Genomic DNA, 15,531 nt, shown 5'->3' on the forward strand with positions numbered 1-15,531 from the left:
CTATAATTAAAAAGAAGAGGCTTAGACGCTTCTTCTTTTTAATGTTTTTTATTCAATTTCTACATTAAGTTCCTCGGCTAACAAATCTAATTCTTCTCTATATTGAAGTACGATTGATCTGGCCTCATCTAAAAGTTCATTTGCTTCTTCCATATCAGCAAATTCCCCTGACTCTATAAATTGACCTGTCTGTTCATAACCCTCTAATCGAATGGTAGCACCTTCAATATATTGATTATGCACATTCGTTACCTCTGTTGTGCCTGGATTAATAGCTTCTAGATCGGTTAAAAAATCACGATAAGGTGCAATAATGTTCTCATTTAAAAAGTTTACAGCGTCATAATCCTCTAAACCACCTTGGATCTCTTCAAAATTTGCCATAATGTCCAATTCAGTTTGATAGAGATTATCCATCTCATTAGAGTTTAGATATTGAACAAGGTCATCTTGTACATCATTACTGCAGCCAGATAGAAACAAAAAGCTTAACGTTAATAAACATGTAAGAATAAATTTGTGCATAACAATCACCTTTCTATTGTAAATTGAAATTAATCTCTTTTTTATACCCTGAATTCCTGTTTACTAAAGCATTTATGCACGTAAGCTGTATAGGTATTAAATTATGAAAAACTATTGACGGAACTAACGATGAATGGTATATTATTATTTGTCGATAAGTTGTTTATGCCGGTGTGGCGGAATTGGCAGACGCGCACGACTCAAAATCGTGTTCCTCTGGAGTGCCGGTTCGACCCCGGCCACCGGTATCGTAAAACGTAGGTTTATATACCTGTTCAATCAGCATTTCTAGCATAGTCTAGGTGCTGATTTTTTTGTGATGCACATTATTAAACCTTCAAAAATCGTACGTTGCTAAATAAATAAAATGACGTATTCTTTTTAACCAGATTTGGATTTAAGATTGCTTAAAAATGTTAAGGGAGTTACAATCCTAATTAAAAGGGATGACTTATTGAGTTTATCTAAACAAGCAGATTAGAGGACATAACTTGTTTCATAAAGGTCATATTACTGCAACAGATTGACTAGTGCATTTCCACAATAATGTCTTGGTCTAAAAGGAGTGTACGTTGTGGCGTTTTTAATCCTCATGATTGGCGTATTTATAACAATTGCTACTAAAGAAAGTGGAGTATCTCTCTTTAAGAATAAAACAAGGGATTTGGTACACCTAACTTTTTTTGTTTTAGCTATAGCGTTATACGTTGTTAATGGCACACTCGTTCAGCTGGTTCCTGATCTAATTGTACTTTATTTATCGATTTTATTAGTAATTCCACTGTTCGTTAAGTTTTTAAAGCGCAACGGTACCGCTGATCTGTAAAACGGTCCTACGTACAAGGGAATGCATCAAATGTTGATAAAGGGGTTATTAGAGATCTGATAGAGTATCTATTCAGTAGAGCTGTAAGGGAGTTATTCGCTGCTTTGTCGGCTGAGAAGAATTTCAAATATGAAATATGATATACCGCGTACAATAAAGGAAGACTCACGTAACGATAAGAATAGCATCGCTTATTATTTTTCCAATGTAGAGCCTTAAACTATATTCATAATATATATAGATTTATCAATATATTATTGAGCTGTTTGTCAAAAAAGAAGGTCTTCAGCTTCTTTTTCAAGAATGAATGATTCTAATAAACTATGGAGGGATAGAGATGAACTTAACATCAAAACATATTATCGCTGTGTTTGCTAATGTTCTCAATGAAAGATAGTGAAGATACAAGAAGCAGCGTTTGTTACGCTCACGAATGATACGATTCATCAACTTATAACGCGCCCACCTATGCGGTCTCGAATCATTGACTGTATGAATTTGAATGCTAGGAATCTTGTACCATATGAAACGTGGAAGGGGCATCCTTTTGCGATAATGGGTCGTTTACATGAATGATACTTACATAGAATGTGGGGAACAAGATGATCGTTTGGTTTAAACATTTACCTGAAATGAAAATGGATGCCGCTGAGTGGAAACCAGTGATAAGAAATAATTGGTTTCGTACACATTATATGAAGTTTGTCTATACGCTTCAGATTATCCTTTTTCTTAGTAGCTATTTCCTTAGTCTTTCAATTCCAACTATTTATCTCATAGTCATTGCCGTCAGTGTTTTTATTGTCCATGAAATCATTCACATTCTTGTTGTATATAAGAAAGGTGATATTAGTCTTACATATGGCCAATTCTTTTTCTGGCTCCATACGAATGCGACGCTTTCAAAGTCTAATTTTTGGTTGTTCATGACGTTGCCTTTTATTCTGTTAACGGCTTTACCTCTTAGTGTTTCTTTTTTTGTACCTGGAGATCTGAGGGGGATTTTCCTATTTGTAAGTTGGTTTAATGCAATCGTATCGGCGTCTGATCTTTTTAATTCTGTATTGATCGCGTTTAAGCCTAGGGGTTCTGAATTTTGCAGGGGGTTTTATCGAGTGCAGCCAATAAAACGGGCTCGTTAGGATGAATCTTCTTTGCTTTTATCCCGCTTGTAAATAGCACGCATTGTTGCGGCTAAAAATGTAGCAACTGCAATCGCCACGACTAATGGCCAGCCTGATGCTATGTCGTCAAAAATTAAAAAGAGAAGAATAAGTGCTGTTGTTGGTGCAAGGGCATAAAGGAGTCCGTAAACAAATGGATTTTTCGTTTTCATGTCTTCACCTCTAAGAATACCTACCCGACAGAACAGCTTTCAAACGTTAAAAAAGAAATTTTGTTCGAATATATCGAAAAATTTAAACAATCCGCTTACATATGATGAATGAACTATGATAGACTGCTAGTTGTAAGAAGTTATACACGTTAGTAAAGCAAGCTGATTAGGGGGATATTTAGTGAGAAAAGGTATGATTATTCTATCTATCTTTGCAATAATAGGTATCGTAGGTGTCGCTGGATTTTATTTTGGACAAAGTGCTTTAGAACGTTTTTCGGGCTCAGATGAAGCAAGCGGAGAGGAAGCGAGTACATCGGTGTCATCTGAAATGAACGGTGAAGATGATGATTCCAATGAAATTGTGCTGACAGCTTCCGTTGATGAGGAATTACATGATTTGTTTCCTAAAACGATGTCAGAGCGTGATATGCAGGAAGCGATTCATTTTATGACCCATGGACTTGTGGAAGCCGAGAAAAAGTGGGGGAAGGTTCAGCTGACGGAAGAACGAATTGAATGGTTATTTGATTTAGCAACAGAGAGAGAGTCTGAATTCACGCACGGAGATCGTTACGTTGAACTATTAAGCAGGTGGAACGAAGGCGACTTTAGCCATGCTGTAGAAGACCATAATTTTATTTGGAAGTTATGGGGAGGAACAGTTGGTGAAGCGACTCGTTTATTAACCCCATCAGAAGTGGAAGCGTATAACGAAGAACACTTTTAAGAGAAAAAGCATAACCTGGCTAACCCAGATTATGCTTTGTTTTATGATGCAACAACATCTTCATCGACTGTCGATGTCTTTGCATTATTTGGCAAGGTGATAAATTTGGTCAAGAATGCCCCTACTAAGTGAAGTCCAGCAATTAACCAAATTAAACCAGCAACGCCAATTACATCGAAAAAGATGCCAACGAGAAGTGGACCAACGAACACACATAAGCCTGCTCCTAAGTTTAAGATCGCCATAGCCGCGCCTTTGTCTTCTTTTACGAGTGACGGGACTAGTGCAGAAAGTGGCACATAGCCTGCGATACAAGCGCCCCATAAGATGCCTACAATTTGCATGGCAACTAAATTACCGCCAGTTAGTGCAGGTGTGTAAAAGAATAAGACGGTAAACACAGCACAACCGACCCCGCCGAACCACATAACCGTATTCCGCCAGCCAAACCGGTCTCCGATCATTCCAGATAACAAGTTTACAGCAATGTTTGAAAGGAAAATTGTCCCCCATAAACTAAGCCATGCAGAGGTACTAATGCCATACTCAATTGCAAAGTATGTAGGAATAAAGACTGGAAAGGCATATTGACCTGTTTGATTGATAATCCTAACAATCCCAGCAATACCGACTTTTGGTTCTTTCTTTATAATTGTAATCCCTTTCAATAGTTCCTTTAACTTTGACTCATTTTCTTTTTTCTCAGGACGTATAATCTTGTCTCGGTTAATGACAAGAGCAAAGAATGCACCTAATGCAATAAAGAGTAATGCACTCCATAGTGTATTAATGTGACCAAGGTTCTCAATCGCCCAAATGGAGTAATATGCGCCAATGACATTTAGTCCGCCTGTAAAGACAAACCAAAACCAGCCTACAGCTGCACCAAGTTGTTTTTGTGGTGTCCGGTAAGCAATCCAGACGAGGAAGCCATATGCGAATAATGGATAACCAAAACCACGTAAAGCGTATGTAACGAGCATTAACGGATAGTTTAAATTTTCGATTGCGAATCCTACAAAGCCAATTGTACCGATTACATATAATAATACACCGAGAAACATCGTCTTCTTTGCACCTAGTGCTTCAAAAAGGGTGCCAGAAAACCATGAGGAGATGGCAATGGTCACTCCATAGGCTGTAAAGAGGTAGGCTGATTGTTGGACAGTCAATCCTTGTTCAACAAGATAGGGACTAAGCCAGCCGATTTCTAATCCGTCTCCAACCATAAATAACATGACACCGACATACCCCCACACAAGGTGGGATGGTAAGCCGATTTTGTTTACGAAATTTGACATGTGTGCTCCTCCTTTGGAGTGGACTGTGCGTTAAGGTTTTAAAATAATCTTTAAAGATTTAGAACCGTTCTTCATAAGTTCAAAGCCTTCTGCAAAATCATCCAAAGCTAGTTGATGCGTCACTACGCCTTCTGTAGGCAAATCCCCATTTGAAATACCATCAATGACTAATTGGTAACAATACGGTCCCAAGTGCGAACCAAGAACATCCAGTTCTTTACGGTCACTGATAATACTCCAATCAACGGTTACTGGATCTTTAAACACGCTGAATTCCACAAAGCGACCGAGTTTACGAATCATACTCAATCCTTGTTCTACAGACTTAGGATGCCCGGTTGCTTCAATGTAAACGTCACATCCATATCCTTCTGTCATGTCTTTAATGATGCTAACCACATCATCTTTCGCAGGGTTAAGAACGATATCAGCCCCAAATTTCTTCGCCAGTTCAAGCCTCTCGTCGATTAAGTCAAGAACTACCAGTGTTTTTGCTCCAGATTTTTTAGCTGCACCAATCATTCCTAGGCCTAATGTTCCTGCTCCTGAAAGGACGACGGTGTCACCAAGCTCAATTCTACCGCGGTTAACAGCGTGCATACTGCATGCATAAGGCTCAATTAAGATTGCTTTTTCAATCGGAAGTTCATCAGGTACTTTGTAGTTGATCGCTTCTTTTGTAAACTTCATATATTCAGCCATTGAACCGTTTACATTGTTTTGGAAGCCATATAAATCGTGTTTTTCGCACATCCAGTATTGTCCGCGATTGCAGAACCGACATGCCCAACAGGGAACAATTTGCTCAGAGATAATTCGATCACCAATTTCGTAATCTGTGACAGCGTCTCCTTTGGCTACAACGTGTCCAATAAACTCATGTCCGGGTATCATCGGTGCTTTTATATAAGCAGGCTGTGTTTCATCTCCCCAAAAACTTGGAGCGCCTTCAAATGCTTTAATATCACCTGCACAAATTCCGGTTGCTTCGACTTTCACAATAATTTCTTTATCGTTTTCTAAGGTCGGAACATCGACTTCTTCTAAGCGATAGTCTTTTGGACCGTAAGCAACAACGGCTTTCATTTTTTCTGGAATTTGGTTACACATAATTGTATTCCTCCATTTTAAGTGAGAATGTCTTTATAACAAAAAGCATGTATGTGTGAATCGCATTTTTGTTAAAAATAAAGAATAATAACAAATGAAAGTAAAACAAAATTACAGTAAGCGTTTTCATTCATTTGTTCCTTAAATCATAACACCATCACGGTGGATGTCAATAATTTTTATTGTTTACTTTTGATTATTTTCATATATTGTCTTTTTCATATACAATAAGCATAGGTTTCGCAAATATAGTAAACTAATGTAAGGCGTGCAATGTAGATAAAGGTGGGTCACATGATGAATAAAATGTTTATGACTGAACGAAGAGATTCAATAATGACTGCATTAAAAGATAAAAAACGAATCACAGTGAAAGAATTATCTACCGAACTAAAAGTATCTGAAGCAACGTTACGAGCGGATTTGAATGAATTAGAAAAGCTAGGGAAGTTAGAGCGTACGCATGGAGGAGCAATCTTATTAGAAGATCTACCTCCAGTAAGTGAAGTGGAGACGAGCTTTGTGTATCGCCAAGCGCAAAATACGGAAGAGAAAACGCTACTTGCTGAAGAAGCGAGCAAACTTTTAAGTGATGGTGACTGTATATTATTAGACGCGAGCTCAACCGCCTTAGAACTTGCGAAGATCTTAAACAAGATGTCGTTACGATTAACTGTTGTTACAAGTGGTATCTATACGGCTTTAGAGCTACGTGATCATGATTCCATAACGGTAATCTTATTAGGAGGCGTGTTACGAAAAAATTCTAGCTCACTTGAAGGGGTACTGGGTGTTTCCATTTTAGACCAGATCAATGTGGATTACTTTTTCACATCAGCAAATGGATTCTCACTACACGCTGGATTAACGGATTTTAACGTGTATGAAGTGGAGCTGAAAAAGAAAATGGTCGAAAAAGTTCACAAAGTCGTTGCGCTTATCGATGCAACAAAAATAGGGAAAACATCCATCTCAACGTTTGCGGAGATAAGGAATATCTCTTCAATCATCACAAATAAAGACATTACAGGTGAATTGAAAACGGTTTTAGAACGCGAAAAGGTAGACATTATCAATGTTAAATGATCATAAACGAAAATAAACAAAAGTAAACGATTGACAAACTGAGCGCAATTGTGTGAAAATGAACCCAAGAATTTGAAAGGGGTTACAATGTATGAAGATTGCAATTGGCTCAGACCATAACGCATTTGATTTAAAAGAAGAATTAAAACAATTTATGATAAATAATGGATTTGATGTTGAGGATTATGGCTGTTATTCATGTGAAGCGGTTGATTATCCTGATGTGTCTTTTCGAGTTGCTGATGATATTAAAAGCGGGAAGGCTGATAGAGGTGTGCTTGTATGTGGAACAGGGATTGGTGTCGCAATCGCAGCAGGAAAAGTTCCGGGAATTCGTGCAGCTCTTTGTCATGACACCTACTCTGCAGAAAGAGCACAATTAAGTAATAATGCGCAGATTATTACCATGGGCGCAAAAATTATTGGACCTGAAGTAGCAAAAAAAGTGTTAGAGGCATATTTAAACGTTCAGTTTGAAGGCGGCGCCTCAGCGCGAAAAATTAAACAGATTACCGATCAAGAAGACATCTATATACAGCAAGAAAGCAGGTCATAGAGATGAAAAAACTTGTAAACGATCCAGATTATGTTGTCGATGAAATGATAGAAGGTTATGTAAAAGCTTTCCCACAGCAGATTGCCCGTGTAGGAAAAAGCGGCAGAGCGCTTGTATCACAAGCAGCGCTAGATAAGGAAGGGAAAGTTGGCGTCGTTATAGGCGGGGGTTCAGGCCATGAGCCTGCTTTTATGGGCTATATTGGTGAAGGGATGGCTGACGGTGTAGCCGTTGGAAATATTTTTGCTTCTCCACCGCCACAACCAATTTTGGAAGCAACAGAAGCAGTTAATAAAGACGTAGGAATGATTTATATCTATGGGAATTATGCTGGAGATATTATGAACTTTGGAATGGCATCTGATTTAGCCGACCTTGAGCATGATATTCATGTACACTCTATTGTTGTGCGCGACGATGTGGCATCCGCACCTGCAAGTGAAAAGCATAAGCGCAGAGGAATTGCCGGAGAATTTTTTATTACAAAAGTAGCTGGCGCTGCTTCTGCAAAGGGAGATTCTGTAGAAGAAGTCGTTCGCAAAACAACAAAAGCAAATGAATGGGTTCGGAGTATGGGTGTTGGTTTATCGCCATGTTCGTTGCCACAGACTGGGCAACCTAGTTTTCATTTAGAAGACAATGAAATGGAGATTGGCTTAGGTCATCACGGTGAACCGGGGATTGAAAAAGGCCCTTTAGCGACAGCTGATGAAGTGACTGACCGTCTTGTCAACGATATTTTAGCGGATGTGGAATTAAAGAACAACGACGAAGTAGCGGTCCTAGTAAACGGGTTAGGTTCAACGACGCATATGGAATTGTATATTATGTTCCGTCGTGTGGAGCAACGTTTGAGTGAGATTGGGATTCACATCTTTAAAAGTTATGTCGGGAATTATAGTACGTCACTTGAAATGGGTGGGAGTTCCATTACGATTATGAAAGTAGATGACGAGTTAAAAGAATGTATACAGGCACCAGCAGATTGCCCGATGTATGCTCAAGTTTAACTAAAGGAGTGATGAGAAATGAAAGCGATTGATTTTAAAAATGCGCTCACTGCTATGCAAGAACGAATGGTACACGAACGCGATTATTTATGTGAACTTGACCGACAGTTAGGGGATGGTGACCACGGTGTCACAATGGCCATAGGTTGGAAGGCGATTGGAAAGCAAGTGGTTGAATTATCTAATGAGACTGACGTGAGCGTTATTTGTAAAGAAGTGGCAATGACGTTCCTTAATGCGGTAGGTTCATCTGTTGGACCTTTGTACGCAACGGGCTTCTTACAGGCTGGAAAAGGTTTAAAGGGAGTAGAGGAGCTTTCCCTAACAGATGTAAAATCGTTCTGGATTGCTTTCTCTGAAGGGATTGAATATCGTGGTGGTGCAAAAATTGGGGATAAAACGATGGTGGATACATTAGCCCCCCTAGCAGCATTTTTACGAAATTCGGAGAAAGAATTTGATATGGATGGTGCCCTTGCCGCTGCAAGAGAAGGAATGGAGTCGACGAAGCAGATGCATTCAAACGTAGGTCGTTCTAGCCGTTTAGGTGATCGTTCAGTTGGGGCAATTGATCCCGGTGCTGCTTCTGCTTTCTTTTTATTCGAGACATTCTGTGAGTCAATTCGTGCATTAGAAAAAGTATAAAGGTGTGATGAAATGAGAGACCTTGTTTTTTCGATGGCCAATGTAACAGAACTGGCTGCTGTATCGTCATATCCTTGGATTGGAAAAGGGAATAAGATAGAAGCTGATCGAGCTAGCACGGAAGCGATGCGTCAGGCGTTGAACCAAATCTCCTTTAATGGGCGTATCGCAATCGGAGAAGGGGAAATGGATCAAGCGCCGATGTTATTTATTGGTGAAAAAGTAGGAACTGGTCAAGGGGAACGCATTGATCTTGCTGTTGATCCATTAGATGGCACGACTCCTTTTTCAAAAGGGCAAGGCGACTGTATAGCGGTACTTGCTGGTGCCCCGAGTGGAAAAATGCTTCATGCTCCTGATATGTATATGGAAAAAATCGCTGTCGGTCCAGAAGCAAAAGGACAAATCCATTTAGATGCTCCAATTGAAGACAACATTAGAGCCGTTGCCAACGCCAAACAGAAATCACTCCATGATGTAACTGTTATTGTCCAGGATCGACATCGACATTCTGAATTGGTTGAGCGAGTGCGAGCAGTTGGTGCAAAGGTCAAATTGTTTCATGAAGTCGATGTTACGGCTGCTTTAGCACCATGTCTGCCGCGATTACATGTGGACTTATTTATTGGTACAGGCGGTGCACCCGAAGGCGTCGTTGCGGCAGCTGCCATTCGTTCCTTAGGTGGAGATTTTCAAGGGCGTCTTATCCCAGAAAGCAATGAAGCGTTTAATCGCTGTAAACGAATGGGGCTTGAGAATCCGACGCAACTTTTACGGCTTAATGATTTAGTGGCTTCAGATGACTGTTTCTTCGTGGCAACAGGGGTCACGGATGGGTTACTGGTAAACGGCGTCAAGCCAGCTGAAAATGATCAACTGCTTACGGAAACGTTTATGGTGGATGGCGTTCATAAAAGCATTCGCATTTTACAAACAACGCACTCACTTAAACGATTGAGCCATACGTGAGATAGAGATTAAACCACTGCACAAATAAATGTGCAGTGGTTTTTGTTTTTTTTAGATGGTTTCCTCTTTAAACCGTTGTTCATGTTAATTAAAAAAAAGATGTTATGGAGGGAACAACATGTTCTACTTACTTGCTTTAATTTGCCAGATTACATTATTCTTTTTCATCACACTAGGTGCATTGGTAAATAAATTAGAAAACAAAATCGCCTTTTATATTATTTGGCTTGTAACGGCTATCCCAACAGTGTATCTCATTTTCCAGTAGAGGAAAGGGGAGTGTCGCATGTCAAATAGAAGTCGAGAAACAGAAAAAATTCGGTTTGAAGAACGATACGGAACACTTTCAACAGCTAGGCAAATTCAATTCTTGTTAAAGGATGTACACGTACTTCAATCACGTGTGCTAAACGATGATTTTACTGCTTGTGATATTTTTATTGATTTAAATGAGGCGATCGAGAAAGCAAGTCTGACAAAACGACAACGAGATGCTCTTTATTATGTGTATATCTGTGATTATACGCAAGTTGAAGCTGCAGAGAAAATGGGAGTGGCTCAGCAAAACATTAGAGAGTTAATAAAACGTTCTACAGAACGAATTGCAGAAATCTTTTACTATTGGACTCAACATGATTTAGGGTATAGAGGAGGTTATTAAAGTGACGGAAGAGCTGCTTCTAGAGAATATGGAACTGTTGAAAAAAAGGGCAGTATCAGGAGTAGAAACCCGAGAGAAAAGGTTCAAAGAGATTGAGAATTTAATTGATGCGTATTATGTCAAGAACGATGAATTGCCACCTCGTTACTTGCTCGAGAAATTTTCATCTCTATGTTTGCTTGAGGAACTTAGCAACCAAAATAGTTATAAAATGAAGCATGAGAATTTCCCCATATTGACTGATCATCAACACATGAGGAGAATGAAGCGAGAAAAGGTTTATCAGAACATCGAATTTAGAAATGCTCCAATTACAGGTAGCCGTACGGTATCGTATGTGAGCGAAGACAACATCCATACCAAAGGAAAACATGTCTTCTATATAGAGTGAAAAAAATTTTTTATCAAAATAAGAACATACGATCGTGTTTTTTGTTAAGTTTCACGCCTAATAAGTGAGGAAGGCAATACTTCCTTAAAGGAAAAGAGAGGAGGCGTACTAGTGAATCGAAAGAACGTACAAACTCAAACATTACAAAAAGGGGAGATTTCAATGTCAGAACAACGTTTACCATTTAACCTACAATTTTTTGCGAAAGAATACAAAGGGGAAGAATTTATTTTTGCAGTAAAGGATGGTCAAGGATTATTACGTCCTTTTAATCAGACTGGTGGTTCATTTAATCGGTCTTTTGATGAGATTGAATTAGACACGAAAGATAAAACTGGAAGCGATTATGGAAAAGAATCGGTTGAAGTATCATTGGAAGGTGTAGTGACCGAAGGAGATCCATTTATTGATTATATGGATGAAAAACTGGATAACAAAGCATTTATCGAAATTTATCGTGTGAATAGCCGCAAGAAAACCGCTAAATCAGGTCTTTATATGATTACATCATGGGAGCAAAGCTACAGCAATGGAGAACATGCAACGTATACGTTAAGCGCTAAGCTAAATGGAAAATTAAAGAACGAAGATATGGTAGAGACAGAGGCGCCAGCTGAAGACGAACAAGAGTAAAGGTTCAAAGTCAAAGTTAGGAACGGTAGAAGGTATCTAGTAGAGGTACCTTCTTAACTAAGAAAAAAGGGAGATGAAAGTATGTCAACAATCGTACTGCAAGGAAAAGAATATGAACTCAAGCTTACAATGGAAAGTGTTAAATATTTAAATCGTGTCATTCAAGGTGGCCCAATGGGGATTATTGGTAAGGCGATGATGGGCGATTTAGAAGCGTTTCCACAAATCGTACATGCTGGCTTGTTTCACTGTGAAAAAGAATTTTCTTTAAAGGATGTTGAAGCTGAGATCGAGCAAGCGATGATGAATGAACAGCTAGACTCTGATGTAATCTACAAGATTAGTAATAAGGTTGTGACGGAGAGTTTTTTCTTTCGCAATCAAGCCAAGAAGCTAGTAGCGGACAATCCGGAAGCAGCGAAAGCACTGGAGATGTTAAGAGCTTAACACATTTAAATGATCTTTCTTACGTAGAACGCCAGCTAATAAATTGTTGGCGTTATTTGCGTTTAGAGCCCCATGTTTTTTATACATTGACACCGCGGGAGTTCGTCTTATTAATGGAAGCAGAACTTGAATCCATTCACGATAAAATGGAACGGGAAGCACAAATTGCTCTGATGCATGAACAAGCAAGTCGTAGCAAGCGTCCTAAAGTATCGGATTTGTACAAACGACCAATTTCAGCAAGTCAAAATGAAGACACCGTTCAGGAATCAGTAAAAAAAGCTGAAAAAGCTAAAAGTTGGCTACAGCAATTTACATTTAAAGAAAGGAGGGAGAGTCATGAATGATTTAAATAATGTAATACAGTCGATGAATAAAGAGGTTGCTGGTTTTGTTAATAAGATTTCGTCGATTGAAGGGTCAATTACCACGTTTGCTCAATCTGTATCCGATATAGGTACAGCATTTGGAGATACCTCTGCGAAGATTGAACAGAGTGGGGGAGTGGTCTCAAGCAGTGTCGGTGATCTTTTTTCAGAGGTGAATCAATTAAGCAATGGCCTTTGGGCTGATGCAGGTCCACTTGACGATATAGAGGCGAAGGTAACAAGTGTTGCCAATGTCCTTGATCATGCGACAAAGATGTCAATTCCATTTTCTGAGACACTTTCGAATTCATTTTCAGAACTTACAAATGGTGCAGCGCAAATGGCAAGTAGTACGCTCCAATCCGTGACATCATCGGTTTCAACAATTAATCAGTTGGTAGGTACTTTTACCTCATTAAAATCAAGTGTTTCAGATGTAAGTTCCCATTTAATGAAGATTAAACCTTTAGCTGGTGTATTTGGCTTTCTTAAATCCCCCATTGGTATTGTTATTGGGCTAATTGCGGCATTAACAGTTGGTTTCGTATACCTTTTAAATGCAAATGGTTCGTTAAGCGCAACGTTGCAAAGTGTTTGGGAATCGATTTCCTCTATGGCAAGCTCTGTTTTCTCCGTGGCGTCTTCAATTTTTGATGGCTTTATGAATGGGATCGTAGCTAAGTTACCAGAGTTGGTTCAATCTGGGGCGTCATTTTTACAAAAACTGGTTGAAGGCATAACGACGATGCTGCCTGCTCTTGCAGAAACAGCCATTCAAGTCATTGGAAAGATGGTCGAAGGCATAACGACTGCATTGCCGGTATTAATGGAGACAGGCGTGCAATTAATCTCTTTGTTTATTAGCAGTGCGTCTAAAAATTTGCCACTTATCCTTTCTTTGGGGATTGAGATCTTAACAAGTTTACTAGATGGAATGACTTCTATGATCGGTACACTGGTTGAGGTGGTCGTTCAAACGGTGTCACAGCTAGTAGAGGCGATTACAACACAATTACCGTTGCTGATTGAACTTGGTATACAAGTGTTGATGAAATTAGTTGAAGGAATTGTTTCCTTTGTACCTGTATTGCTAGAAACGGCTGTGACGCTTGTTACAATGCTCGTTTCCACACTTATGGAACAACTGCCAATTCTTTTAGAAATGGGAATGCAGCTTCTAAGTACACTTATTGAAGGGATTATGCTGCTTTTACCAATGATTGCGAACACAGTCATTGAGATTGTGACTTCATTTGTAAGTATTCTAGTTGAGCAACTTCCTTTGCTATTGCAAGCAGGTATTGACATTTTAACAAGCTTAATCACTGGCATTGTTACCGTCATTCCTATGCTAGTTGAGACTGTTCTCCTATTGGTTCAAACACTCATTACAGTGCTCGTTGAACAATTACCAATGATTATGGAGATCGGTATTCAATTATTAATGACTTTAATTGAAGGTATTATGAGTTTCTTACCGATGCTTCTTGAAACAGTCATTGGGATTGTCACACTGTTTGTTACCACAATTGTTGAGCAACTGCCATTGATACTGGAACTAGGGATTCAATTATTGACCAGTTTGGTTGAGGGCATTTTATCCTTACTGCCGATGATTATTGAAGTGGCTTTAGGCGTTATTTCTCTTCTCATAGAGACCCTTACACAACAACTGCCCCTACTCATTGAGATGGGCATTAATTTATTGATGAGCTTAGTTGAAGGAATTATGACAATGATTCCGATGATCATTGATACTGCCTTAAATCTTGTACAGACATTGATTACGACAATAGCTGAACAACTTCCATTACTCTTAACAATGGGTATTGAAATGTTGATGACGTTAATTAATGGTGTAATTTCGATCTTGCCAATGCTGGTAGAGACCGCTGTCGAAATTATTAATATGATTTTAACTACTCTTACACAGCAGCTTCCACTCATTATTCAGATGGGAATTCAATTGCTTGAAAGTTTAATAGAAGGCATTTTGACTATTTTACCAATGATTATTAAGACGGCAATTGATGTAATTGCGCTACTTCTCGAAAGCTTAATTCAGCAGCTGCCACTTATTATTGATGCAGGTATCACCTTATTAGAAAGCCTCATCAAAGGAATCATGGACAGTGTGCCTGCTTTATTGCAATCAATCATGCAAATTATTGCTTCCGTCGTCACGACACTTGTATCTAATTTTCCAATGATTATCCAAACTGGTATTTCTCTTATAGGGTCCTTAATTGGTGGTTTAATGACAGCAATGCCGATGGTAGTTAGCGCAATTGGAACGATCCTCGCGAGCGTGTTTACCGCCATAATAAAGGGGTTTCCGCGTATCATGCAGTTGGGTGGAGAGCTTGTCACACGTTTGGCTGGGAGTATTTCAAAAGCAGTTAATCGCATCGTGACAGTTGGTTCTGATTTGATTCGAGGGCTTTGGCGAGGAATGAATGACGTTAAAGATTGGATTATTGGAAAGATTAGTGGGTTTATGGACAGTGTTGTTGGAAGTCTAAAATCTTTCTTTGGTATTAAATCACCGTCAAAATTGTTCAGAGACGAGATCGGTCGTTTTCTTCCGCAAGGTTTAGCGGTTGGAATAGAAGGAGATCTAGGGTCAGTCAATCGGGCGATGAATGCGATGACGTCTCTCGTACCGTCTGAAATTGATCCACCGCATATGACGCCGCTAGAGCCCGTTCATCCAAATCTGAGCCAATCTTACTCCAATCAAGTGCGTTTCTTTGAAAAAAAGAACAACGGTCGCTCAGTTGAGAACTTATTAACAGAAGTAGTAGAGACATTAAGAGACCAGAAACAAATGACGGTTCAAATGGATTCTACGGTTGTTGGATCACTCGTTGAACCTCATATAACAAATGCACAAGAAAGAAAATCTATGCGCAAAAACAGGTTTTATGCGTAAGGTGG

Annotated in this window: 19 protein-coding genes and 1 tRNA gene; 16 read left to right on the top strand and 4 right to left on the bottom strand. The window is 39.2% G+C overall.

From position 1 onward, the window contains the following. Window positions 1–48 precede the first annotated feature (48 nt). Window positions 49–525, bottom strand: coding sequence for a hypothetical protein (locus tag ABC361_RS06725; RefSeq protein WP_413073275.1), 477 nt, complete (start codon window positions 523–525; stop codon window positions 49–51). Window positions 526–692: 167 nt separating this feature from the next. On the opposite strand from ABC361_RS06725, the gene ABC361_RS06730 reads away from it, so the two are divergent. The 3 genes from ABC361_RS06730 (at window position 693) to ABC361_RS06740 (ending at window position 2,493) form a co-directional block, all read left to right on the top strand. Next, window positions 693–773: transfer RNA gene (locus tag ABC361_RS06730), tRNA-Leu, on the top strand. Window positions 774–1,099: 326 nt separating this feature from the next. Then, window positions 1,100–1,351 (top strand): hypothetical protein, encoded by a 252-nt coding sequence (locus ABC361_RS06735; protein ID WP_413073276.1) that lies wholly within the window; start codon window positions 1,100–1,102, stop codon window positions 1,349–1,351. Window positions 1,352–1,953: 602 nt separating this feature from the next. Next, on the top strand, window positions 1,954–2,493 hold the full coding sequence (locus tag ABC361_RS06740; protein WP_413073277.1) for a DUF3267 domain-containing protein: 540 nt from the start codon (window positions 1,954–1,956) through the stop codon (window positions 2,491–2,493). On the opposite strand, the gene ABC361_RS06745 is transcribed toward ABC361_RS06740, so the two are convergent. After that, on the bottom strand, window positions 2,490–2,687 hold the full coding sequence (locus ABC361_RS06745) for a hypothetical protein (protein ID WP_413073278.1): 198 nt from the start codon (window positions 2,685–2,687) through the stop codon (window positions 2,490–2,492). The genes ABC361_RS06740 and ABC361_RS06745 overlap by 4 nt on opposite strands. Window positions 2,688–2,868: 181 nt before the next feature. On the opposite strand from ABC361_RS06745, the gene ABC361_RS06750 reads away from it, so the two are divergent. After that, the gene (locus ABC361_RS06750; RefSeq protein ID WP_413073279.1) at window positions 2,869–3,417 is read left to right on the top strand and encodes a DUF6241 domain-containing protein; all 549 of its coding nucleotides are present in this window, start codon (window positions 2,869–2,871) and stop codon (window positions 3,415–3,417) included. Window positions 3,418–3,458: 41 nt separating this feature from the next. On the opposite strand, the gene ABC361_RS06755 is transcribed toward ABC361_RS06750, so the two are convergent. Then, the gene (locus ABC361_RS06755; RefSeq protein ID WP_413073280.1) at window positions 3,459–4,718 is read right to left on the bottom strand and encodes an MFS transporter; all 1,260 of its coding nucleotides are present in this window, start codon (window positions 4,716–4,718) and stop codon (window positions 3,459–3,461) included. Window positions 4,719–4,748: 30 nt separating this feature from the next. After that, window positions 4,749–5,828: an MDR/zinc-dependent alcohol dehydrogenase-like family protein gene (locus tag ABC361_RS06760; protein WP_413073281.1), complete on the bottom strand. Its 1,080-nt coding sequence runs from the start codon at window positions 5,826–5,828 to the stop codon at window positions 4,749–4,751. 297 nt (window positions 5,829–6,125) lie between these two features. Here ABC361_RS06760 and ABC361_RS06765 point away from each other — a divergent pair, with 297 nt between their 5' ends. The 12 genes from ABC361_RS06765 (at window position 6,126) to ABC361_RS06820 (ending at window position 15,526) form a co-directional block, all read left to right on the top strand. Beyond that, a complete protein-coding gene (locus ABC361_RS06765; protein ID WP_413073282.1) occupies window positions 6,126–6,914 on the top strand; it encodes a DeoR/GlpR family DNA-binding transcription regulator in 789 nt (262 codons plus the stop codon). A gap of 91 nt (window positions 6,915–7,005) precedes the next feature. Then, the gene (gene rpiB / locus ABC361_RS06770; RefSeq protein ID WP_413073283.1) at window positions 7,006–7,470 is read left to right on the top strand and encodes a ribose 5-phosphate isomerase B; all 465 of its coding nucleotides are present in this window, start codon (window positions 7,006–7,008) and stop codon (window positions 7,468–7,470) included. A gap of 2 nt (window positions 7,471–7,472) precedes the next feature. Then, window positions 7,473–8,480, top strand: coding sequence for a dihydroxyacetone kinase subunit DhaK (locus tag ABC361_RS06775; protein ID WP_413073284.1), 1,008 nt, complete (start codon window positions 7,473–7,475; stop codon window positions 8,478–8,480). A gap of 18 nt (window positions 8,481–8,498) precedes the next feature. After that, complete coding sequence (gene dhaL / locus ABC361_RS06780; protein ID WP_413073285.1) at window positions 8,499–9,125, top strand: dihydroxyacetone kinase subunit DhaL; 627 nt, start codon at window positions 8,499–8,501, stop codon at window positions 9,123–9,125. Between the two features lie 12 nt (window positions 9,126–9,137). Continuing rightward, window positions 9,138–10,094 (top strand): class II fructose-bisphosphatase, encoded by a 957-nt coding sequence (gene glpX / locus ABC361_RS06785; RefSeq protein ID WP_413073286.1) that lies wholly within the window; start codon window positions 9,138–9,140, stop codon window positions 10,092–10,094. Window positions 10,095–10,212: 118 nt separating this feature from the next. Further along, the gene (locus ABC361_RS06790; protein WP_413073287.1) at window positions 10,213–10,362 is read left to right on the top strand and encodes a hypothetical protein; all 150 of its coding nucleotides are present in this window, start codon (window positions 10,213–10,215) and stop codon (window positions 10,360–10,362) included. Between the two features lie 18 nt (window positions 10,363–10,380). Next, window positions 10,381–10,755, top strand: coding sequence for a sigma factor-like helix-turn-helix DNA-binding protein (locus ABC361_RS06795; RefSeq protein ID WP_413073288.1), 375 nt, complete (start codon window positions 10,381–10,383; stop codon window positions 10,753–10,755). 1 nt (window position 10,756) lies between these two features. Then, on the top strand, window positions 10,757–11,146 hold the full coding sequence (locus ABC361_RS06800; RefSeq protein WP_413073289.1) for a hypothetical protein: 390 nt from the start codon (window positions 10,757–10,759) through the stop codon (window positions 11,144–11,146). Between the two features lie 111 nt (window positions 11,147–11,257). Further along, window positions 11,258–11,779, top strand: coding sequence for a phage major tail protein, TP901-1 family (locus ABC361_RS06805; protein WP_413073290.1), 522 nt, complete (start codon window positions 11,258–11,260; stop codon window positions 11,777–11,779). A gap of 81 nt (window positions 11,780–11,860) precedes the next feature. After that, the gene (locus ABC361_RS06810) at window positions 11,861–12,226 is read left to right on the top strand and encodes a tail assembly chaperone (protein ID WP_413073291.1); all 366 of its coding nucleotides are present in this window, start codon (window positions 11,861–11,863) and stop codon (window positions 12,224–12,226) included. A 56-nt stretch (window positions 12,227–12,282) separates the two neighbouring features. Further along, a complete protein-coding gene (locus ABC361_RS06815; protein ID WP_413073292.1) occupies window positions 12,283–12,573 on the top strand; it encodes a phage tail assembly chaperone in 291 nt (96 codons plus the stop codon). Next, window positions 12,566–15,526, top strand: coding sequence for a phage tail protein (locus ABC361_RS06820; protein WP_413073293.1), 2,961 nt, complete (start codon window positions 12,566–12,568; stop codon window positions 15,524–15,526). Before ABC361_RS06815 ends, ABC361_RS06820 begins: the two co-directional genes overlap by 8 nt. Window positions 15,527–15,531 lie beyond the last annotated feature (5 nt).

Source organism: Shouchella phoenicis (assembly GCF_047238345.1).
In the GTDB taxonomy this organism is placed as follows: Bacteria; Bacillota; Bacilli; order Bacillales; family Bacillaceae_D; genus Shouchella.